This window comes from Methylococcus sp. EFPC2 (assembly GCF_016925495.1).
Lineage (GTDB): Bacteria > Pseudomonadota > Gammaproteobacteria > Methylococcales > Methylococcaceae > EFPC2.
In genome coordinates this window covers 2,848,418-2,868,947 of sequence record NZ_CP070491.1, presented here as the reverse complement: position 1 = coordinate 2,868,947, position 20,530 = coordinate 2,848,418, and the positions used below count along the sequence as shown (strand labels likewise).

At 60.8% G+C, this 20,530-nt stretch carries 16 protein-coding genes; 2 read left to right on the top strand and 14 right to left on the bottom strand.

The features are described from left to right. Positions 1-183: 183 nt before the first annotated feature. The 10 genes from JWZ97_RS12245 to JWZ97_RS12200 form a co-directional block, all read right to left on the bottom strand. Positions 184-2,601 (bottom strand): TonB-dependent receptor, encoded by a 2,418-nt coding sequence (locus JWZ97_RS12245; RefSeq protein WP_205429596.1) that lies wholly within the window; start codon positions 2,599-2,601, stop codon positions 184-186. A gap of 111 nt (positions 2,602-2,712) precedes the next feature. After that, positions 2,713-3,762, bottom strand: coding sequence for a FecR family protein (locus JWZ97_RS12240; protein ID WP_205429594.1), 1,050 nt, complete (start codon positions 3,760-3,762; stop codon positions 2,713-2,715). A gap of 139 nt (positions 3,763-3,901) precedes the next feature. After that, the gene (locus JWZ97_RS12235; RefSeq protein ID WP_205429592.1) at positions 3,902-4,414 is read right to left on the bottom strand and encodes a sigma-70 family RNA polymerase sigma factor; all 513 of its coding nucleotides are present in this window, start codon (positions 4,412-4,414) and stop codon (positions 3,902-3,904) included. Positions 4,415-4,753: 339 nt separating this feature from the next. Next, the gene (locus tag JWZ97_RS20250) at positions 4,754-7,162 is read right to left on the bottom strand and encodes a methyl-accepting chemotaxis protein (protein ID WP_205429590.1); all 2,409 of its coding nucleotides are present in this window, start codon (positions 7,160-7,162) and stop codon (positions 4,754-4,756) included. Positions 7,163-7,312: 150 nt separating this feature from the next. Next, positions 7,313-8,503, bottom strand: a complete 1,191-nt coding sequence (locus JWZ97_RS12225; RefSeq protein WP_205429588.1) for a PepSY domain-containing protein — start codon at positions 8,501-8,503, stop codon at positions 7,313-7,315. A 6-nt stretch (positions 8,504-8,509) separates the two neighbouring features. Continuing rightward, complete coding sequence (locus JWZ97_RS12220; RefSeq protein ID WP_205429586.1) at positions 8,510-10,954, bottom strand: TonB-dependent receptor; 2,445 nt, start codon at positions 10,952-10,954, stop codon at positions 8,510-8,512. Positions 10,955-11,092: 138 nt separating this feature from the next. After that, complete coding sequence (locus tag JWZ97_RS12215) at positions 11,093-12,064, bottom strand: FecR family protein (protein WP_205429584.1); 972 nt, start codon at positions 12,062-12,064, stop codon at positions 11,093-11,095. Positions 12,065-12,136: 72 nt separating this feature from the next. Then, complete coding sequence (locus JWZ97_RS12210; protein ID WP_205429583.1) at positions 12,137-12,658, bottom strand: RNA polymerase sigma factor; 522 nt, start codon at positions 12,656-12,658, stop codon at positions 12,137-12,139. A gap of 477 nt (positions 12,659-13,135) precedes the next feature. Next, positions 13,136-13,576 (bottom strand): rhodanese-like domain-containing protein, encoded by a 441-nt coding sequence (locus JWZ97_RS12205; RefSeq protein ID WP_205429581.1) that lies wholly within the window; start codon positions 13,574-13,576, stop codon positions 13,136-13,138. Positions 13,577-13,717: 141 nt separating this feature from the next. After that, on the bottom strand, positions 13,718-14,521 hold the full coding sequence (locus tag JWZ97_RS12200; RefSeq protein ID WP_205429579.1) for a cyclase family protein: 804 nt from the start codon (positions 14,519-14,521) through the stop codon (positions 13,718-13,720). Positions 14,522-14,730: 209 nt separating this feature from the next. On the opposite strand from JWZ97_RS12200, the gene JWZ97_RS12195 reads away from it, so the two are divergent. Continuing rightward, complete coding sequence (locus tag JWZ97_RS12195; protein ID WP_240342332.1) at positions 14,731-15,249, top strand: copper resistance protein NlpE; 519 nt, start codon at positions 14,731-14,733, stop codon at positions 15,247-15,249. A gap of 545 nt (positions 15,250-15,794) precedes the next feature. Then, positions 15,795-16,040, top strand: a complete 246-nt coding sequence (locus tag JWZ97_RS12190; RefSeq protein WP_205429576.1) for a GlsB/YeaQ/YmgE family stress response membrane protein — start codon at positions 15,795-15,797, stop codon at positions 16,038-16,040. A gap of 418 nt (positions 16,041-16,458) precedes the next feature. Here JWZ97_RS12190 and mnmE read toward each other — a convergent pair whose 3' ends face one another. The 4 genes from mnmE to rnpA form a co-directional block, all read right to left on the bottom strand. Then, on the bottom strand, positions 16,459-17,808 hold the full coding sequence (gene mnmE / locus JWZ97_RS12185; RefSeq protein ID WP_205429573.1) for a tRNA uridine-5-carboxymethylaminomethyl(34) synthesis GTPase MnmE: 1,350 nt from the start codon (positions 17,806-17,808) through the stop codon (positions 16,459-16,461). A gap of 496 nt (positions 17,809-18,304) precedes the next feature. Further along, positions 18,305-19,954, bottom strand: a complete 1,650-nt coding sequence (gene yidC / locus JWZ97_RS12180; protein WP_205429569.1) for a membrane protein insertase YidC — start codon at positions 19,952-19,954, stop codon at positions 18,305-18,307. Further along, the gene (gene yidD / locus JWZ97_RS12175; RefSeq protein ID WP_205429566.1) at positions 19,947-20,180 is read right to left on the bottom strand and encodes a membrane protein insertion efficiency factor YidD; all 234 of its coding nucleotides are present in this window, start codon (positions 20,178-20,180) and stop codon (positions 19,947-19,949) included. Before yidD ends, yidC begins: the two co-directional genes overlap by 8 nt. Then, positions 20,135-20,530, bottom strand: a complete 396-nt coding sequence (gene rnpA / locus JWZ97_RS12170; RefSeq protein WP_205429563.1) for a ribonuclease P protein component — start codon at positions 20,528-20,530, stop codon at positions 20,135-20,137. Before rnpA ends, yidD begins: the two co-directional genes overlap by 46 nt.

Genomic DNA, 20,530 nt, shown 5'->3' with positions numbered 1-20,530 from the left:
ATCGGGCCGTGCGTGCGACGTAACCCACCGAAAGTTACGGTGTTTACTCCCGTGCCGTTCGGCGGGTTGCGGCGCACAAGAAACCGACCCTATTAATCAGGCCCGTAAATATTCTTATGGTATTTCGGGCCAAAGCCTGTCGCCGCGCCGGGGCATCCCTGCCCCGGGTTAATAAGTCGGCGATCAGAATTCGACGCGGACCGAACCCATGAATGTCCTGGGAGATCCGGGCAGAACACCGGTTCGTGAGCCGCTAGATCCCGAACTGGCGTAATACTGCTTATCGAGCAGGTTATTCACGTTGAACTGCAGGCTCACTTTCGATGGGCCGACGTTCAAGGAATACCCCAGCGCGGCGTCGACCCGGACAAAGCCCGGCAACTGGAAACTGTTGGCGTTATCGCCCTCGCGCTGCCCGGCGACAAATACGCCCGCACCCGACCAAAGGCCCGGCAAGCCAAGACCGCCGAATTCATGGCGCGACCAGAGCGTTCCGGCATGAACGGGCACGCCGGCGAATTGGTGGCCCTGAATATTCTGATTGGCGCGTATGAACTGGGTGTCGGTGTAGGTATAGGTACCGATCACGCTCCAGCTTTCGGTGAGTTTACCGGTAACGTCGAACTCCACGCCCTTGCTTTTGGCTTCGCCGGCCAGCAGGTTGTAGCGCTGACTGGCCATCGACGGGTCAGGATGGGTGATGGGTATGTTCGTTTTAGTCAGTTCGTAATAAGCCAGGTTGGCCGTGAGCCCGCCATCCCACCATTCCCCCTTTATTCCGGCTTCGTAGGATTCGGAATGCTCGGGCGTATTCTTTTCGCCGGGCGCTAGTTTGGCGGTGTTGGCGCCGTTAAAGGCTTTGACATAGTTGGCATACAGGGAAAGCCAGCGAACCGGCTGGTACAGCAAGCCGACCCTGGGACTGAATTCGGCGTCGTTGGTCTTTATGGGGTTTACCCAGTTCGGCGAGGTTGACGTCACGGAATTGGCCTGGTCGAAACGGGTTCCGAAAAGCAGGTGCCAGTCGTCCAGAAACTTCATATCGTCTTGAACGTAGAAGCCGTACCAGGTTTCGCTGGCAAACCAGGGCGAATTGGGTGTTTCCAAGGCCATATTGACCCCGGGCAATCCGTAGACCGGACGGTAAATATTCAGATCGGCCGGAAACGTCATGGTACCCATGCTTTTGGCCAGATAGTACGCATTCTCCGAGCCGGATCGCTTGTAGTAATCCCATCCCGTAACCAGGGTGTGGTGAGTTTCCCACCACGAGAATTTACCGGTCAGTTTCAGCAGTCCCTGGTAACTGTATTCCCGATAATCCGAGCTGTAATAACCCATCTCGGCATTACCCGTGTTTTCATCGAAAGTGTCGATACCCGTATCCCTGAAAAGCTGCTCGGAATGGTTGTAGCCAAATTTGGCTTCCAGTTTCCAGTCGTCCGAAAACTTGTGCAGCAAACCGATCCCGCCGAAATAAAGCGTGGAGTCATCGTTGTCGGTAGGCTCTCCGATATACCGGCTGATGGGCACACTGGCCGGTCGCTTAGCCACCGCAGGGATGCCAAAATTCGGCGCTCCCTGAGTTTCGTTATATCGAAAATCCAGGTCGAGCTGCGTGCGGTCCGATATTCTCCAGGTCAATGAGGGGGCGACGGTTGCGCGTTGGTTGTGCAGGTAGTCAACAAAGGAGTTGGTATCCAGATACTCCATATTGATTCGATACGCCAACGCTCCGTCGTTCGTTAACGGACCGGTCGCATCGACCTGAGTGCGGTATAAGTCGTAAGAACCGAATTGCTGCTGAATCGAATAATAGGGTGTGGTCAACGGGCGCTTGGTGACATGGTTGATCAGCCCGCCGGGCGCCAGGCGACCATAAAGAGCGGCCGCCGGACCCTTGATCACCTCGATACGGTCGAGATTCGCCAGCGAGCGGGATTGAGCCTGGTCACGGAAGCCGTCGATATACATCCGGCTGCCCACCTGAAATCCGCGCAAGAACGCGTGGTCGTAGTGGATGCCGCTGCTGGTATTGAAATAGCCGCTCACATTGCGCAACGCGTCGCTGATGCGTACCCCCTGTTGATCGTTCACAACGGCTTTGTCGATCACCTGGACCGAGAACGGGGTTTCTATCAGTGGCGTTTCGGTTTTGGTCACGCTGCTCGCTTTGGCGGCCGCGTAGTCTCGATTGAACGGATCGGTCGGGTCATAAGCCACTTTGCCGGTGACCTTTACTGTCGGCAGGGCAGGCGGCTCCGCCTTGTTGGGTTGCAGCCGCGGAACGGTGGCGCGCTCCAGCGTCACCGTTTCATCTCCCGTGTAGCGATAGCCGAGTCCGGTACCTTCCAGCAACTGGTTCAGTGCGGCATCGCGGGATAGTTTGCCGCTGACACCTCTGGTTCTGAGTCCCCGAGTCAGTGCCGATTCGAACATCAGCTTGATGTTGGCCTGGTCGGCGAAGGCCGTCAGCGCGCCGGCCAGGGGCTGGGCGGGAATATCGTAGGCGGCGAGCGCCTGTTCGGCGGAGACGGAGGCGGCTGGCAGTGCGACCGAGACGGCGAGAAGCAACGGAGCGAAGATCGGGGTGGGTTTCATCAGTTTCCTCGGTGTTGTTTTGTCCAATCACTGAGTACTGACGAGCCGGAAGCGAATTCTTGCACCGTCGAGGCGAATTTTTTTACCTCGGCTTGCGCAAACCGTGCCCGATCAACGATGCAACAAGGCTAACGGGCCGATTCGGGTCAACTGCAAGCTCAAGGTCGAAGTGACGGTTTGCAGCGCATCGTCCCCGTCATCGAGCGGGAACACGCCGGTCACGCGTATTTGATTGAGAGCCGGGCCGACCAGGAGAACCTTGTCTTTGCGATAGCGGTTCAATTCACCCACCACTTCGGCCAGCGGGCGTTCGCGGAATATCAGTTTGTGCCGTTGCCAGGCAGTCGCTACGCTCAGGTCGACAGGAACGGCGCGCTCGATTTCTCCGCTGTCGGAATAGCTCAATTGTTGTCCGGCCTCCACTCTGGCCGGCAGGTCGGGCCGCGCTTTCGCCCTGACGGCGACGGCGTGTTCCTGCACCGTGACCCGGACGCGACCGTTCTCCTGCCGGACGTCGAACACGGTACCCAAGGCTCGCGTCACGCCGGCTCCGGCCGTCACCTCGAATGGCCGCGCGGGATCGGCGGCTACCTGGAAGCGTGCGCGGCCGTGCAGCAGGCGGATACGCCGCCCGCTCTGGTCGAAGCCGACGTCGATGGCGGTCTCGGTGTCCAGCACGATACGGCTGCCGTCGGCAAGGTTCAGCTCGCGCCGCTCGCCCGTGCGGGTGTAGTAATCGCTGAGCAGCGGATCGGTGTAATGCAGCCCATGCAGCAGTCCACCGATCACGGCGAGCAAAATGGCCGCGGCGGCCGCCAGCGCGGCGGGTCTGCGCCGGCGCATGGCGGCGTGTCTATCCATGTCCACGGGTCGTCTTGGGGGGATCGCGGGCGCCGAGTCGTCCAGCGCTTCCCCCATGTCGGCCCATAGCCGCAAGGCTTCGTCGTACGCTTGCCGGTGCTCCGGACTCTGCATTTTCCAGGCAGCCAGGCGTCGGCGGTCATCCTCGTTCGCCTGGCCGGAATGCGCCACAACCACCCAGTCGATCGCTTGATCGCTCAGGGGGGCTGCCGTCGCATCCCTCTCCGCACCGGGGCCGGTGTATGCACCAGCCGATGGATAGGAGGAGGCGGGCGGAAACAGCCGGGCGTCGTCGTTCATGGCGGTCCGCCGGGGGGCGTGGCCAGTAGGCTGGGCGTGGGGGCGGGCACGGTTATCGCCACAATATAATGGGGAGCATATCAAGTAAGACGTCCGGAGCGGGCAAACTTACACCGGTGGCAGAGGCCTGGCCAGGCGTTTAGTCCAGTCGTTGTTTGCAGTGCCGCATGGCGCGCGCCAGATGCCGCGCCACCATGGATTCGGAAATCGCCAGGTGCCGGGCGATGTCGGCATGGGAACGGCCCTGGACCCGGTTCAAATAGAAAGCCGTGCGGCAATCCACGGGGAGCTCCGCCAGGGCCTCCTGCAGCAAGTCCAGTCGCTCCCGATGAGACAGGATTTGTTCGGGGGTCGCAGCACCCGCCGGCACGCATTCCATCTCTTCGACAGGGAGCTCATCCGTTTCGAAACGCGCGCGTACCGCCTGCTTGCGCTGATGGTCCACCACCAGGTTGGCAGCCACCCGGAAGGCGAAGGCGCCCGGATTGGCGATGGTCGCCTCGCCGTATTGATACAGCCTCAGATAGGTCTCCTGCGCCAGGTCCCCGGCGGTGTCCCGGCAGCGCAGGCGTAGCGCCAGAAAAGACACCAGTTCCTGGCGATGAGCGCGAAACCAGTCGGCGAGCGTAGTCCCTTCATCCTGCGATTCCACGCGTTAAGGTCCCCCACCCGGCTTGCCTGCTCCTGTACTCATGAAAAACCTGCTCCCGAAACGGTTCCGAGGCAAGTTTTAGCAAGGCAGGTGCCAGATGGTAAAAGTCCTTGAAATACGGCTGCTTACGACAAGGCTGGAAAGCGGTTATCCGATTTTTTGGGGAGGCCATGGGGCATATGCCACACCCCGTGGCATGGCGTGCCGTGCGGAATTTGCCCGCCGTAAACCGCCGATCGGCCGGAGCGGTGTCCTGATACGCCGCCCGCGCCAAAGCCCGGAAAGATTTGCCCAGCACGCCGACGAGCGAATCGGGCGGCTTGCCGATAGCCCGTGAGGCTAGTTGTACGACATACCGACGGCGACGAGTCCTCGGCCGGCCAGCCGGAAGCGCGACATCATGACCGCGAGATTGGCGGCTTGTTCTTCCAAGGACTCCGCCGCCGCTGCCGCTTGCTCCACCAAGGCCGCATTCTGCTGGGTCACTTCGTCCATCTGGATGATGGCTTTATTCACCTGCTCGATGCCGCTGCTCTGCTCGATGGACGCGGCGGTAATGTCCGCCATGATGCCGGTGACGCGTTCCACCGACGTGACGATCTCATCCATGGTGCGGCCGGCTTCTTCCACCAGCGAGGTGCCGTTCTCCACTTTTTCGACCGAATCCACGATCAGCGACTTGATTTCCCTGGCCGCCGATGCGGAGCGTTGCGCCAGGTTACGAACTTCGCCCGCCACTACGGCGAAACCCCGGCCTTGTTCGCCGGCCCGGGCCGCTTCCACGGCCGCGTTGAGCGCAAGAATATTGGTTTGGAAGGCGATGCCGTCGATCACGCTGATGATATCGACGATCTTCCGGGCGCTGGTGTTGATCTCGTTCATGGTGCCAACCACGCGCTGCACCGCCGCCCCGCCCCTGGTGGCCACCTCGGAGGCGGCCTCCGCCATCTGATTGGCCCGCTTGGCGTTTTCGGCGTTTTGCTTCACCGCCGACGACAGTTCTTCCATACTGGAAGCCGTTTCCTCCAGGCTGGAGGCCTGCAGTTCCGTGCGGTGCGACAAGTCCGAGTTGCCCGATGCGATTTCCTTGGAGGCCGTGTTGATGGCATCGGTCGCTTCCTTGATCATGAGCACGCTCTGCGCCAAGTTGTCGACCGTGAGGTTGGCGTCCTCGCATAAGGTGGCAAAGGTGCCCGTGAAGCGGGCGTCTATCCGTTCGCTGAGGTCCCCTTTGGCCAAGGCTGCCAATACCCGCTCCACCAGTTCGAGCGGCCCGACGATATCGTCCAGCGTTTCGTTGATCCCCCGTACGATTTCCCGGTAGGCCCCCCGATGCCTGGATGCATCGGCCCGCGTATCCAACTTGCCAGCGGCGGCGGACGACACCAGCAGGTCGGTGTCTTCCGCCAGGGCGCTGATATTGTCTATCGCCAGGTTGAGGTTGTCCTTGATCGCGTTGAAGTCGCCCCGGTACTGTTCCTTGATCTTGGGCGGCAAATCACCGTGCGCGATACGGTTGACGTACTCCGCGGCCACCCCCAGAGGGCCGATCACGGCATCCAGGGTGTCGTTGATCCCTTGGACGATCTTGCGGAAGCCGCCATGATGCCTGGACCCGTCGGCGCGGATATTGAGCTTCCCCTCTACCGCGGCTTTTACCAACCCGTCGGTATCGCTTATTAAGGCGTCGATGTTATGGATGGCCAGATTCAGGTTGTCTTTGATTGCATTGAACTCGCCGGGGTAGTCCTCGGTTATCTTTGCCGGCAGATCGCCGCGGGCGATCCGGTGGACATATTCGGCTGCCCGATGCAGGGGGCCCGTCACCGCGTCCAGGGTATCGTTCACCCCGGCCACGATTTGCCGGAACTCCCCCGGATGCCGGGCGACTTCCGCGCGGGTGGCCAACTCCCCGCGCAGCGCCGCCCGCGAAAGGGCGTTAAAGTCGCCGATGAGGTTGCGCAGCGTGGTTTGCACCCCCGCGATTGCCACCAGCAATTCGCTGATTTCGTCTTCGCCGTGGACCTGTATGGTGAAGTTGAAGTCTCCGCCGGCCATTTTTCTCGATACTTCGTGGGCGTGAGCCAACGGCGCGGTAATGCTGCGGACGTGTTTGTAAGCTTGATGCAGCGCGAATGCCATGCCGGCCAGCAGCAAGAGAATGGTCTGCACGTTGACCGTGAAAATCAAACTCTGTACGCCGGCCTTGGATAACTGCATTTGCGCGCCAGCGAACTCGCTGAGCGCTGCGACGTATTGGTCGACCCTGCGCACGGCCTCTTTATAGGGGACCATGGCCGTATTGGCGTCCTGGGTGGTGGTGATTTTATTCTCGCCGATCAGCGCGGATATACTCTGAATACCGCCATCATAAATGGCCAGGTCGGCGGATATATGATCGAGATTGGCTTTCTGATCCGCATTCTCCAGCAAGGGTTTCAGAGATTCGATATGCCCTTGCACTTCCTTGCGCGCCGTGTGCCATTGAAGCACATACTTTTCATAATCCTTCTGCGAGCCTAGGTTGATGAACATATCTTTTTCGAAGCGGCGCAGATTGAGTACGCTGATCTGGATCCGCAAGGCCTTGTCCAGGATTCCGCTGTCGACATCAACGACCCGTTGTGCGGATGCGGCTATTTTGTGGCTCGACCACATTCCCGTTAGGCCTATTGCCAGCATGAGTAGCAAAACGGTACCGAAACCAATGGACAGGCGTAGGCCTATTTTCATGCGGGAGAATTTCATGGAAATATCCTTATAGTATTCGAAACGATCGCAGTACCCGGCGAAGCCTAGTACAAGAACGTTATCGCGCTACCCGCGCTACCCCGAATGGAAAACCGGCGGCAAGTAGCGCGGTCGGGTGGGATAAAGCCACGCGCTGGCGGCGAATGATTATGCGCGAGCCGCCGCGCGGGGCCGAAGGGCGCGCGCCCTTCGTTTCTGCAGCCAGCGTATCAGGCCGGTGACAAAGAGCAGCGGACAGGCCAGTCCGGTGACGAACACCAGGATGCGTCCGCTCATGCCGAAAGCCTGCCCGGAATGCAGCGGCCATTGCCAGTGGGTGAACACCTCGCCCGCCGTGCCGAGGGACGGATCGTCGATGTCGAGGATTTTTCCGCTGTAGCGGTCCATCACCACACAGCGGCGATGGAGCAAGCTGCCCGGCTCGTTCACGTCGTGCTTGCAGACGGTGTAGGTGCGGGTCGCTTCCGGTGCGCCGTAGATCCAGTCGGGACGGCCGGATGGGTAGCGTTGGTCCGCTATGTTCACGGCCTGCCCCAGGGTGATGGGCTCCGCGTTCGGAAGCGGGGTGGACTGGAACCAGTAGCGGTAGGTCACCGGCGAGAACAGCTCGATCACGGGCACCACGTATTGGGGCAGATTCATGTAGATGCCGGAGAACAGCACCGGCAACATGACGAGGGTGGTGTAGAAACCGGACGTCTTGTGCAGATCGAAGTTGAGGCGCTCCGCGCTGGCCCTGCGCTTGAGGGTGAGCGCCTGCCGCCATTTCCCGGTCAGGGGCCACCAGACGATCAGGCCGCTCAATACCGAGATGATGAGTGAGGCGCCGAGGATGCCGGTGCAGGCATACCCCACCGTTTCGCCCAGGAAAAACGCATAATGCAGCTCGAAGATGAAACCGATGAAGGTCTTCGGGAACGGACTGTCGGAACGTCCCATCAGGCGCTGGCCGATGACTCGCGCGGTGTAGGGATCGACGGCGACCTCCCGGTTCTCCGTCGCCGGGGCGTCCGGGATTTTCCGGTTGAAGCGCAGCCTCAGGGCGGCCGTTTCATTGCGCGGATAAGCGGCGAAGGTCAGGCTGGCTCCCGGCAGGGCCGCGATTCCGGCGTCGATTAGCTCATCCAGCGGCCGATAGCCTTCCGGTCTGGCTTCTACGGTGAGCAGGTGCGGATTCAGCCATTCGTCGATCTCCTGCTGAAATACCAGGATGCTGCCGGTGATGCCGAAGATCAGCAGGGGAACCCCGGCGATAAGTCCCAGCCACAGGTGGACATCCAGCCAAAGCTTGCGGCGGGACTTCAGGCGGACAAGGCGTTGGGATTTTGCAGTAGGCATGGTCAATCAGTAGCGGTATTCGAAACCGCCGAACACCATGCGGGTCGCCCCGGGATTGAACTGCGCCTGATCCTGGTGGCGGGCATCGCCCATCACCCAGACCGAGGCGGCGTAACGCTCGTTGGTCAGGTTGCGGCCGTCCACGAATACCTTCCAATGCCGGCCGTCGTCCCAACCGACGCGCGCGCCGAACAGGGCATAGGGCTTGGCGGCGAGGGTGTTGGTGAAATCCACCCAGTTGGAGCCGACCGCCTGTACATTGGGGCCTGCATAGAAGCCGCTCGGATGCTGATAAAGCGCCTCGAAGCGGGCGTTGTGCTCGGGTATGCCCGGCAGCCGGTTGTCTTTCAGCACGGGATCGCTGTCGAACTGGAAGCGGCTCCAGGTGTAGCTGCCGCGCAGGCGGATCTGGTCGTCCTCGGCGATCAGCCCCAAGGGCAGGGTACTTTCCAGGCCCAGTTCGATGCCGGTGTGCTGGGTGTTGCCGGCGTTGGTGGTACTGAACACGGTCGGATTGAACGGGCTGGAGATGATGAGCAACTCGTTGTTCAGCCAGGCGTGGTAGAAGGCCAAGTCCCACTTCAACCACTCCGATTGCCCGCGCGTGCCGATTTCCACGGTCGTTCCGGTCTGGCTGGTGAGACGCGGCTGCTGGAAGACGCTGGATAAATCGCTGAGCGGTGGGGTTTCCGCGCTGCGGCTCAGGTTGCCATAGATCTGCGCGGCCTTGGTCGCCTGCCAGGTAAAGCCCAGCTTGGGATTGAAGTTGAAGAAATCCTGGCCGGCCTGGGTGCGTTCACCCGGGGCCAGTTCGGGAAAGCGGTGCTGATAGGCCACCTTGCGGTAGGTTACCTGGCCGCCCAGCACCAGGTTGAAGTCGTCGGTAAGGCTTAGCTGGTCTTCCAGATAAGCCTCGACATTGTTCCAGTCGTCGCGTTCGTTGAAACGCAAAGGCCCCCGGCTGCCGTTCACGGGATCGTTCTCGTGGTCGTTGATCCACATCCATTGCGTCAGGCCGCCCCATACCACGCGATTTTGCAGGCCGAATAACCGGGTGTTGATCTGATGGCGCCAGGAGAATCCGGCATCCTGCCACAGGTCGCGGTAAAAGCCCCAGGCCGCATCGGTGAAGGAAAAATCCTTGTTGAAGTAATAAGCGCCGAAGTCGAACTGGTCGCCGTCGTCGAGACGGACGGTATGGCGCAGGTCGAACTTGTAAAGCGGCCAGCCATTTCGCGGTCTGGATGTCGTTTCGTTTTGGTGGGGGTCCTGCTTGAGCTGTTGCTTGGTCAAGCCGCCGGCCCAGGCCTGGTAATCGATGTCCTGGATGTCGATGTGCAAGCGGGTTTCGTTCTGCTCGTTCCAGCGGTAGCCGATGTTGCCGTAGCCGTAAAAAAGCTCTTGTTCGTTGCTCTGACGATTGCCGTTGAAAGTGACGTACGACAGGGAACCGTAGGCGTCCCAGCCTCCGCCCAGCACGGCGCCGCTGCTGAAGGTGGAATTGACGTAGCCGTTGGTGCCCAGCGTGGTGCCTATCCGCAGCTTGTCGGCCGTGTAGCCGGTGGGGCTGACGAAGTTGACGGCTCCGCCCAGATTGCTGGCCCCGTACTCCAACGCGCTGGCGCCGCGGTATACCTCGATTTGCTTGACGGAATAAAGATTGAGGGTTTCGACGTCGGTAAAACCGTTGGCATTGGTGAAAGGGAGCCCGTCGCGCAGGAATTTGATGCCGCGTATCGGCGAGATGAAGGAATTGATGTCCGACCCGCGGATGGAGATGCGCGAGCCGCCCGCCACGCTGCCCGAGCTGTCGCCCACGTATACGCCGGGCGCGTAAGCGAAGGCGTCGTTGACGGTAAAGCTCGCGCCTTCCTTGATGCGCTCGCCATCGATCAAGGTCGTGCCGCCGGGCACCTTGTCGAGTTTGGCCTGGGATTCCGCCAAAGAAGGCGTGGTCAGGCTGCCGGTGCCCTCGTCCTCGGAGCGTGCCGCGGTGACGGTGACCTTGTTCAGCGTGGTCTGGCCCGATTCGGCCTTGACCGGTGCGGCGGGTTTGCCGGGCGGAGCGGGCGCAGGCGGGGCCTTTTGCAAGGTGACCGTATTCGGGCCGGCCGCTCGATAGGTCAATCCGCTACCTGCCAGCAGTTTTTCCAATGCCTGTGCGGGAGGGTAGCGGCCCGTAACGCCCGGCGAGCGTATTCCCCGGGTCAGCGACGAGGGGAATCCGACCTGCCAGTCGGTGACGGCGATGAAATCGTTGATGGCCTCGTCCAGTGGCTTGGCCGGGATGGCGAACGATAGCGTACGCTCGGCCTGAGCGGGCGGAGCCGGAGGGGCATCGGCGGCCCGGGCCGCATAAGCCGGCATGCTCAGGGCGGCGCCAATCGCGACGACGGTCCATCTTTTCGTGGGATAGGCGGCGGCATGCCGGGCGATGCGTACTGGGCTCATGGAATCTCCTGCTTGTGCTTTTCGGGATAGCGGACGCCTAATCCGGCGTCCGTTTACCCGAGACGTTCGAAGCGAGGAAATACACCCTGGCCGGGAGAAAAGTTTCGCAAAGGCGGACAAGCGCATCCGCCGCGAGCCTTACCTCACGATCGTCAGGTAGTTCGAGATATGCGTGATGTGCCCACCCGTGACTTCGGCCAGGGCGCGGATGACGGCGGCGGTATCGTCGAGCTTGTAGTTGCCGGTGACGGGAATCTGCGCAAGCCGGTTGTCCGTCACGAAGATAGTGCCCGGATGGTAACGGTCGAGTTCCTCCAGTACCTGGACCAGCGGCTGGTCCTTGAATATCAGCCGGCCCTTGAGCCAGGCGAAGGCGCGACCGGCGTCGACAGGCTCGGGAGAGGTGATCCGCCGTTTCGACACGCTGACCTGTTGGCCGTGCGTGAGCTGAACACTGTCTCCCTGCTCGTTGGCGCAGGCGACGATGCCGCTTTCGACGGCGACCGCCGTCTCCGCTCCGGTGGACACCGAAAACCGCGTTCCGATTACGCGTACGCGGGCCGTACCGGTCGTCACCACGAAAGGCCGGGCGCTGTCCGGCTGCACCTCGAAGTAGGCTTCTCCGCTCAACAAGCGGACGCCGCGCCGGTTTTCACTGAAATCCAGTTTCAGCGCCGAGTCGGTATTCAGCGTGACGGCGGAGCCGTCGGACAGGAGGATGCGACGTTGCTCGCCGGCCACGGTGGCGTAATCGGCGTGCCAGCGGTCCAGCCATCCGAAAGTCGTCAGGCCCCAGGCGAGCGCGCAGAACAGCGCGGCCGCCGCGGCCCAGCTGGGCGCTCGCCAGCGCGAGCGTCTTTGCTTCATGGCCGCGGCCAGCGCCTCGTCGGCGTATCGCCCCAGCGCGGTCTCGAAGGCCGGCGCCCGCCATAAGACGAGCACCTTGGCATAAGCCTCCGCGTGGTGAGGGTCGGCCGCTAGCCAGTCGTCGAAAGCGGCTTGCTGCTTGGGGTCGAGGCCGGTGTCCTGCAGGCTCGCGAACCAGGCGAGCGCTTCCTCTTGTATGGCGCCCGAGGGGCCACCGTCGTTGTCGCCGGAAATGGGATTCATCGCAGGAAGGGTCAAAGCGGAAAGGGATAGTATCAGTCCCAGACGTTCGAAACGCCCGAACACACCCCGGCTTTAGCCACCTTGCTCGGCCATGTGGGCCAGCACCTGCGCCAGCGCGGCATGGATATTTTTTTCCACCGCCCGCCGCGACAGGCCCAGATGCTGGGCGATGCGCTCGTAGCTCCAGTGATGGAACCGGTGGAGAACCAGTATTTGCCGCCGCCGCTCGGACAATGCCTCCAGGGCGCTGCCGAACAGCCGGACTTGCTCGGAGACCAGGGCTTGGTGTTCCGGCGTCGGTGTCTTTGCCGGCGCCTGCTCCAGCAGTTCGGGCTCGGCATCGGGGCAGTCGGTCCGCGCGCGCACCTTCTCCTTGCGCAGATGGTCGAGCGCGAGGTTCTTGGCGGTCTGGTAGAGGAAGGGGCGGGGATAAGCGACCTGATCGCTTTCCCTGGCATGGATCAATCTCAGATAGGCTTCTTGCGCCAGGTCTTCCGCCGTCTGCCGGCAACCGACCATGCGGTAGATTATCCGGATCAATGGCTCGAGATGATCCAGAAAGAGGGCTTCGACGCCGGAATCTGCGTATTCCATACCTTGATCCGATAGGGGGAATCACCGGTGGGCTGCACATGATGCATGGACATCCATCGCGGGAACCGCACGCCTTTGCGTCGGCCAGCCAGATTCAGCAGAAACTGCGCCATCTCCGGTCATGCGCCACATGCCCCATCGGCGATCGAGCCGGCGCGCACGCGCGAGTCGCCAGGAGGCGGACGCGGAGCGGAGTTTGCGTCATCCCGCCGAGTGGACCCGTGAAGTTTCACGACTAGCGACGGGTCTCCGTCGTTTCGATGCCGGATACGGTTGCGGCATATCCCCGAGCGAACTGCGTCATATCGCTCACAGATTGGGTGAAGAAGGGGAATAGGTCGCGTAAGACCGATCGCGACCCGCAGGGCCGTCGCTTACGGGCCTGATTGCGGATGGCCGCGTGCCGTTCAGTCTCTCCTCACGCGACGCTTGCCTGGCGCATGGATACCCGGTATCCCCCCGGCTCCATGCCTTTGCTTACTCGATCGCAAGACCAGCCTTTTTCCAGGCCTCGGCCCCGCCTTCGAGATTGGTCAAATTGCGATACCCCAACTCGTGCAGAGATCTTGCCGCCGCATTTCCCATGGGGCCGGCTTTGCAATAAATATAAATGGCCAAGTTTTTGTCTTGCGGGAGCTTGTTTTGATACTTCTCGATTTCGTTGTACGGAATGAAAAGATCGGTGCCCTTGATATGCCGTTGTTCCGGGATATGGACATCGACCAGGAAGATGTCCTGGTTCTGCATCAGCCGGCTCAGTTCCAACGGGCCTATCGTCTTCACATAGTCCGGCTTCTGAAACCCGCAAGCGCTCAGGGCGAGCGCGAATATCGCCGCTGCCCACAGCGGGCGTCCGGTTCGAACGCCGGGGCTCGGCCGAGCACAACTCCGATCGGCCAGCCAATCTGGTTTACTCATGACACAGTCCTCCGCTTGATGACTAAGTAGCGTCCGGCTTCGCATTCGGCGCCCCGCCGCCATCCTACCCGGACTCGCCGTATGCCGCAGGAAAATCGGCGCCGCCAACGAAACGCCCCGGCCGACAAGCAAGGGCGAAGCTTAGGGACGGTCCGGCACCCATGCGACGATACGTAAGGGCGCGCCGCTGCCGCCTTCGATTTTCATCGGCAACGCGACGACGACGGCCGCCGTGGCCGGTAGTTGATCCGGCAGATCGACGTTCTCGAATATCGGGACGCCCGCTCGCGACAGGAACTGGTGGCTCTCGAATAGAGTCGATTGCCCGTAATCGATGCTCGCCGTATCCAGCCCCACGGCCTTGATGTGGCGCTGCTCGACCAGCCAGCGCGCCGCTTCCGGGTCCAGTCCGGGAAAATGCAGTTTCGCCACGGCGGCCTCCCCTTTTTCGGCGGTACCCAGATAGCGCTCCGCTTGCGGCCAGTAGCGGGCATAACCGGTACGCAAGAGCACGATGGCCTGCTCCGGCAGAACGCCATGAGTCCGCTCCCATGCCTCAAGATCGGCCACCGCAATGCGGTAATCCTTATCCTTGAGAGCACGAGCAGATACATCGATGACCGCGGCAGGGCCCACGAGTCGAGTCAATGGGATCTGTTCCACGGTACCGCCCTGCGCCGCGAAGTGGATGGGCGCATCCAAATGCGTACCGCCGTGTTCGGACGCATCGTAGCGATTGGCCGCGTAGTGGTAGCCTTTTTCCGTCGTCCCGGAAAAAACCGGCGTCAAATGAAAGGGCTCCGACGTCGGCCAATAAAGCGTCGCGGCGGAAAACGCATGGCTTAGATCGACCCAGTGTCCGCCGGCCCAAGGAACGGGCTGCGATGCGCAGCCGGCCATAACCAACAGGATCCCGGCAGACAAGGCTTTGAATTCCACGCTCATGGTGACCTCCGTTCGCGAACTGGGGTTCGCTTTTCCCGCGGCCACTGTAATGCAAACGTGCGATGCGGAGAACAGGCCGGACCTGATTGCGGCTTTTAGCGTCGTGGGCGGAGTGCCGTACAATGTCGCCCGCCTATCCGACTCATACGCTCTGCGAGTCTCGGACACAGAATCAAGAGAAATCCCTAGTGCAAGCACTGAACACGAAAATGACTAAAAAACTGTTATTTATAGTTGTCGGCGTATTACTGCTCCCGCTCAACGCCGCGTGGGCGGAAACCGATATGCAAATCCAGGAAAAGGCGCTCAAATCTCGCGAATTGAATAAACTCGGTGCCATGGATCACTCGGGCCACGCCGGTTCCGGGGAGGCGGCAGGCAAATATCGCGGCGTTTTTTACGGCTATTTGCCGTGTAAAGAAGAAAATTGCAACGGTATTAAAATGACCCTATCGTTGAATCCCAAGAATAATTATCTCTTGGTCATCCAACCCGCCAAGCCGCAAAACCGGGAATCCTTCGAAAAAGGAAAATACGAATGGAGTGAAGCCACAGGCACCGTACTGTTGACCTCCAACAAAGAGGCCCCTCAACGCCGGCTCGCAATCAAAGACGAGGGTACTTTGCTCTATCTGAACAACGGCGGAAAACCCGTGCCCGGAGACCAGGACAGGTATCTATTGCAAAGAAGCGACAAGGCTAATAATCGGGAAATGCACATCCATTGAAGAACCCGGCGGGAGGCACAACAGCCGCCTTAATCGATCGCAAGGTCATTTTGGGTAGAGTAGAGAGCAGGCTTCCAAGGGCCGTAGATACTGTTCGATCTTTCGATGAGGGTGAGCGACTGCTGCATCGATCTACGCTGCGGGCTTGGTGTCCCAAGGGCGCAAACGGCATCCAGTCGCTCGCGCCTGGAGTGCCCTCCAGGTGTGAGTCTTAAGGCGGGGTATCCCCAAAGCCAGCAAGAGCACTACGAAACCGATAATACAAGGGCGAAATAGCGAGTAAATAGGGTCAGGTCTTGCCTTTTGCAGTCTCTGGAGCAGCTTATTAACCCGACCCGAAATATCCCTGGTTAGTTTTATGTGGGCGCGGGCTTTAGCCCGTGAAGATCGCGGCCTGAAGGCCGCTCCCACCATGACCTCTGGGCCGGGTTAATAGGGAACTAATTTTCGGCCATGTCCTAAGCTGACTACAGTCCCGTAGATGCGGCAACCAGTGATCTTTAAACTCTTAGCCATGGTGTTGATTTGAAAAAAGAGGAGGCACTATGAAATTCCTGGTGTATATGTTGGTTGGCCTGGCTGCCGGTTGGTTGGCCGGAAAACTGGTGAAGGGCGGTGGTTCCGGTATTGTCGGATACATCATCGTCGGCGTGTTTGGCGCGGTGCTCGGCGGTGTCCTGTTCGATGTACTGGGCATGTCCGGTGGGGGTGGCTGGGTCGGTGATTTGATCGTAGCAACCGTGGGCGCCATCGTCTTCTTGGTTCTATTGCGCGTGGTCAGAAGGGTTTAGCCGCGCACACACTGGCATGATCGATCAGCCACAGAAGGTGGACGCAGGGGACCGGCGCAAACAGTGGCATAGAGGGCGGCCATCTGTTTCACCACGTCGCGTTAACCGGGGACTGGCACGCGCCTACTGGATGCCTTATCGGAGGATAAGGACCATGAAGCTAGCGTATCGTCACTGGAATCGCCTGTATGCCTTTTACACCGTAGCATTCAAGGCTAGGCAGATCATTTTGTTACGATGTTTATCGGCCATAAATGCCCCCAGAAAAATGGAGGTGGTAACAATCTGTTCCTACTCGTGGGAACATTTTCAGATGGATTTGAGCGGAACAAGCAAGACGACAGTGGAACAAAAAGCCCACCTTTTCGCGTCGTTTTAGTGGGTTAGCAGGACGTCACAGAACGCGCCGGAAGTAACACTATTTTCCTATGCAGAACGAGCTGAAAATTTTCCCCAGCAGATCCTCGGTGGTATAGGCGCCAGTGATTTCGCCGAGGGCTTGTTGCGCTTGGCGCAAGTCTTCCGCCAGCAATTCGGGGGCTTGGTTTAGGCGTAGCTGGGTCAGTCCGGAGAGGATGGCGTCGCGGGCGCGGTCCAGGGCGTCGAGGTGTCGGCGGCGGGCGATGAAGACCTGGCCGGCTTCAGCATCGTAGCCGGCGCATTCCTTGAGGTGGCGGCGCAGCAGTTCCAGCCCCTCGCCGGTTTTGACCGACAGGTCGATCTCGACGCCGTGGCCGGATTCGCGGATACCCGGCGCACGGCCGCTCAGGTCGATCTTGTTGCGGATACGGGTGACGGGCATCCTCTCCGGCAGTTCGGCCAAACATTCGTCGCCTTCATCCGTCTCACGGTCGTCGCTGAGCAGGAGGATGCGGTCGGCCTGCGCGATGGCGGCGCGGGCTCGGCGTATGCCTTCCCGTTCGACCGGATTGTCGCTGTCACGCAAGCCGGCTGTGTCGATGACGTGCAAGGGCATGCCGTCGATTTGGATGTATTCGCGCAGCACGTCGCGGGTGGTGCCGGCGATGTCGGTGACGATGGCGCTGTCGCGCCCGGTGAGGGCGTTCAGCAGGCTGGACTTGCCGGCGTTGGGCCGGCCGGCGATGACCACGCTGAACCCGTCGCGCAGGATCTGGCCCTGCCGCGCCGTGCGCAGGATGCCGTCCAGTTTTCCGACGAGACCGTCCAGCTTCTCGGCGATCTGGCCCTGGGCGAGGAAGTCGATGTCCTCGTCGACGAAATCGATGGCCACCTCGGTGTAGGCGCGCAATTCGATCAGGCTTTCCAGCAGGGCATCGATGCGCCGTGAGAATTCGCCCTGCAAGGATCGCTGGGCGCTGCGCGCCGCCTGCTCACTAGCGCTGTCGATGAGGTCGGCGATGGCTTCCGCCTGGGCCAGATCGATCTTGTCGTTGAGAAAGGCGCGTTCGGAAAATTCGCCCGGCCGGGCCAGCCGCACTCCTAACTCCAACAAGCGCCGCAACAGCAGGTCCAGGATCACCGGGCTGCCGTGCCCGTGCAATTCGAGAACGTCTTCGCCGGTGAACGAGTGGGGGGCCGGGAAGAACAGGGCCAAGCCGGAATCGATAGACTCGCCGGCACCGTCCTTGAACGGCAGAAAATGCGCATGCCGGGGCTGCAAAACCCGCCCGAACAGGCTTTCTATCAGGCCGCTCGTGGCGGGACCGGACACGCGGATGACGCCCACCCCGCCGCGTCCGGCGGGGGTGGCGACCGCGGCGATGGTGTCATTGGACGTATCGTTCATCTTGACGAACCTCTGGTAGGTCGCTTACAGCGCATGAGTCGAATGCAAGGTCCTGATTTTAATTACCCTCACCCAATCCTCTCCCACAGGGCATAGGTATCTACACATTTTCTCAACGCATTGATTTTCACCCCTCTCCTTTTGGGAGAGGGGCAGGGGTGAGGGACTGAGCGCTCAACGCTTAAGAAAAAGTCGTTGAAAATCAGGTGCTTTACCCTCACCCTAAATCCCTCTCCCAAAGGGAGAGACCGCTCGGCCCCATGGCCCGCGGATTGTAGCCCTGGAACCGAGCGGTCCCTTCCCTCATCCGGCCCTTCGGGCCACCTTCTCCCAGAGGGAGAAGGGGATAAGGAGCGACCTCCGGTCGCCGGTTCCTGCGTAGGGACTTGTGTAGATATCTATGCCCACAGGGAGATGGCTTAATCAGAGCCCCGTTGTATGCCCGCAAAAAGAAAAGGCCGGGAGGCTCTCGCCCCCCGGCCCCGTCGGGCTCCCCTTACGCGGCTTTTTCGATCAGCCGCGTGATGCGCCATTGCTGCAGGATGGACAAGACGTTGTTGACCACCCAGTAGAGCACCAATCCCGAAGGAAAGAAGGCGAAGAAGAAAGTGAACATCAGCGGGAAGAACTGCATCACCTTGGCCTGGATCGGATCGTTCGGCGGCGGGTTCAGCTTCTGCTGGATGAACATGGAGATGCCCATGACGATGGGCAGGACGAAATAAGGGTCCATGGACGACAAGTCGTTCAGCCACAGGGCGAACGGTGCCTGGCGCAATTCCACGCTCTCCACCAGCACCCAGTACAGCGAGATGAACACCGGTATTTGCACCAGGATGGGCAGACAGCCGCCCAGCGGATTGACCTTTTCCTTGCGGTACAGGTCCATCATCGCCATGTTGAACTTCTGCTTGTCGGCGCCATGCTGTTCTTTCAGCAACTGCAGCTTGGGCTGCAGCTTGCGCATGTTGGCCATGGAGCGGTAGCTCGCGGCGGACAGGCGGTAGAACAGGGCCTTGATGGTGATGGTCACGAAGATGACCGCCCAGCCCCAGTTGCCGAAGAAGGCGTGGAATTTTTCCAGCAGCCAGAAGATGGGCTTGGCGATCACGGTGAGCGCCCCGTAGTCGACGGTCAGCTCCAGGCCGGGAGCGATGCCTTCCAGCACGCGCTGCAGCTTGGGCCCGGCGAACAGGCGCGAAGTGAAGGTTCGCTCGCTGCCCGGGGCGATCTCGGCCTGCTGGGAAAACGCGCCGATGATGAAGTGTTCCTGCGGCAGGGCTTTGGTGTAGAAGGTGAGTTCTTCACCGGCCTGCGGCAACCACGCCGCCATGAAGTAGTGCTGGATCATGGCGACCCAGCCTTCCTGGCTCTTGCGGTTCAGGTTCTGCTCGGCCATGTCGTCGAAATCGATTTTCTCATACTTCTCCTCGTGGGTATGCAGCACACCGCCTATGTAGGCACGGTCGGCGGACGACGTGGAGAATGCGGAACCGGCTTTCTTGATGGGGCGTACGCGTTGCAACTGGGTGTACTGGCGGCCCTTCCAAACCCCGGAAGACTGGTTGGAAACCTGCTGCTCCATCTCGATCAGGTAGCTGCCCTTGTGCAGCACGTAGGTCTTGACCACCTTGACGCCCTGGTCGTTGGTCCAGGTGAGGGGTACCCGCAGGGTATCCTGGCCGTCCGCCAGGCGGTATTCGGCCGCTTCGGCGCGCCACTGGCTGAGGTGGGTGGGGCCGGCTTCGCCTTCGGCGAGGAGGCCGGATTGCGAGATGAAGAGATCCTGGGGCTGGTCGCTGAGCAGGCGCACCGGCTTGTCGGGCGCGTTCTTGTCGACCGGGTAGCCCTGCAGGTCGACGACGCGGATATCGCCGCCGGCGGTATCGACTTCCACCCGCAGCACGTCGGTGTACACCGTGATGCGCTGCGCCTGCTTGAGGCCTTCATCGGCGGCGGGCGAGGCCTGGGACACGGACGGCGCTGCGGACGGGCTGGACGTGCCGCCTGGCTGCCCCGCTTGTCCGCCGGCATCCTGGGCCTGCTGGATGGCCGGCTTGGGGCCGTAATCCAGTTGCCAGGCCTGCCACAGGGAATAGGTTAAAAATACAAAAAAGACGAACAGCACAAACCTTAGGTTATCCATGTTTGGCACCAAGTTTTTCCGGGACGGGATCGAGGCCGCCTTTATGCCAGGGGTGGCATTTGGACAGTCTTCTTAGCGTGAGGTAGACACCCCGCAAGGCGCCGAACCGCTCGATGGCGGTGATGGCATAGCTTGAGCAGGTGGGATGAAAGCGGCAATGATAGCCCAGCCAGGGGCTGATCAAATAGCGGTAGATTCGGATGAGTCGGAGCAGCGCGAATTGCATCGTTTAACCAGCTTATTCCAATGCCGTTCGAGCGAGCCTCGCAATTGCGCTCCCTCGGACTGCCGCGCCGCCGGCCTGGCCATCACCACGATGTCGAGGTTACCGAGCTCGGCGGCTTGCAGGCGAAAGCTTTCCCTAACGCACCGCTTGATGCGATTGCGGTCGACGGCATTGCGGATATTCCTTTTGGAAATGGCCAACCCCAAGCGGGGATGGCCGAGGGCGTTGGTGCGGGCCAGCACGGTGAGATAGCCGTCCGCCGACTTTTGCGCGTTCTCGAACACGCGGGCAAAGTCCGCCGGCTTGGTCAATCTCAGCGTGCGGGGGAAGCCGCAGCCGTCCGGCACCAC

Excerpts from the sequence above, each read along its gene's own strand:
- JWZ97_RS12245 (WP_205429596.1), bottom strand. The coding sequence starts at position 2,601 with ATGAAACCCACCCCGATCTTCGCTCCGTTGCTTCTCGCCGTCTCGGTC.
- JWZ97_RS12240 (WP_205429594.1), bottom strand. The coding sequence starts at position 3,762 with ATGAACGACGACGCCCGGCTGTTTCCGCCCGCCTCCTCCTATCCATCG.
- JWZ97_RS20250 (WP_205429590.1), bottom strand. The coding sequence starts at position 7,162 with ATGAAATTCTCCCGCATGAAAATAGGCCTACGCCTGTCCATTGGTTTC.
- JWZ97_RS12225 (WP_205429588.1), bottom strand. The coding sequence starts at position 8,503 with ATGCCTACTGCAAAATCCCAACGCCTTGTCCGCCTGAAGTCCCGCCGC.
- JWZ97_RS12220 (WP_205429586.1), bottom strand. The coding sequence starts at position 10,954 with ATGAGCCCAGTACGCATCGCCCGGCATGCCGCCGCCTATCCCACGAAA.
- JWZ97_RS12215 (WP_205429584.1), bottom strand. The coding sequence starts at position 12,064 with ATGAATCCCATTTCCGGCGACAACGACGGTGGCCCCTCGGGCGCCATA.
- JWZ97_RS12210 (WP_205429583.1), bottom strand. The coding sequence starts at position 12,658 with ATGGAATACGCAGATTCCGGCGTCGAAGCCCTCTTTCTGGATCATCTC.
- JWZ97_RS12205 (WP_205429581.1), bottom strand. The coding sequence starts at position 13,576 with ATGAGTAAACCAGATTGGCTGGCCGATCGGAGTTGTGCTCGGCCGAGC.
- JWZ97_RS12200 (WP_205429579.1), bottom strand. The coding sequence starts at position 14,521 with ATGAGCGTGGAATTCAAAGCCTTGTCTGCCGGGATCCTGTTGGTTATG.
- JWZ97_RS12195 (WP_240342332.1), top strand. The coding sequence starts at position 14,731 with ATGACTAAAAAACTGTTATTTATAGTTGTCGGCGTATTACTGCTCCCG.
- JWZ97_RS12190 (WP_205429576.1), top strand. The coding sequence starts at position 15,795 with ATGAAATTCCTGGTGTATATGTTGGTTGGCCTGGCTGCCGGTTGGTTG.
- mnmE (WP_205429573.1), bottom strand. The coding sequence starts at position 17,808 with ATGAACGATACGTCCAATGACACCATCGCCGCGGTCGCCACCCCCGCC.
- yidC (WP_205429569.1), bottom strand. The coding sequence starts at position 19,954 with ATGGATAACCTAAGGTTTGTGCTGTTCGTCTTTTTTGTATTTTTAACC.
- yidD (WP_205429566.1), bottom strand. The coding sequence starts at position 20,180 with ATGCAATTCGCGCTGCTCCGACTCATCCGAATCTACCGCTATTTGATC.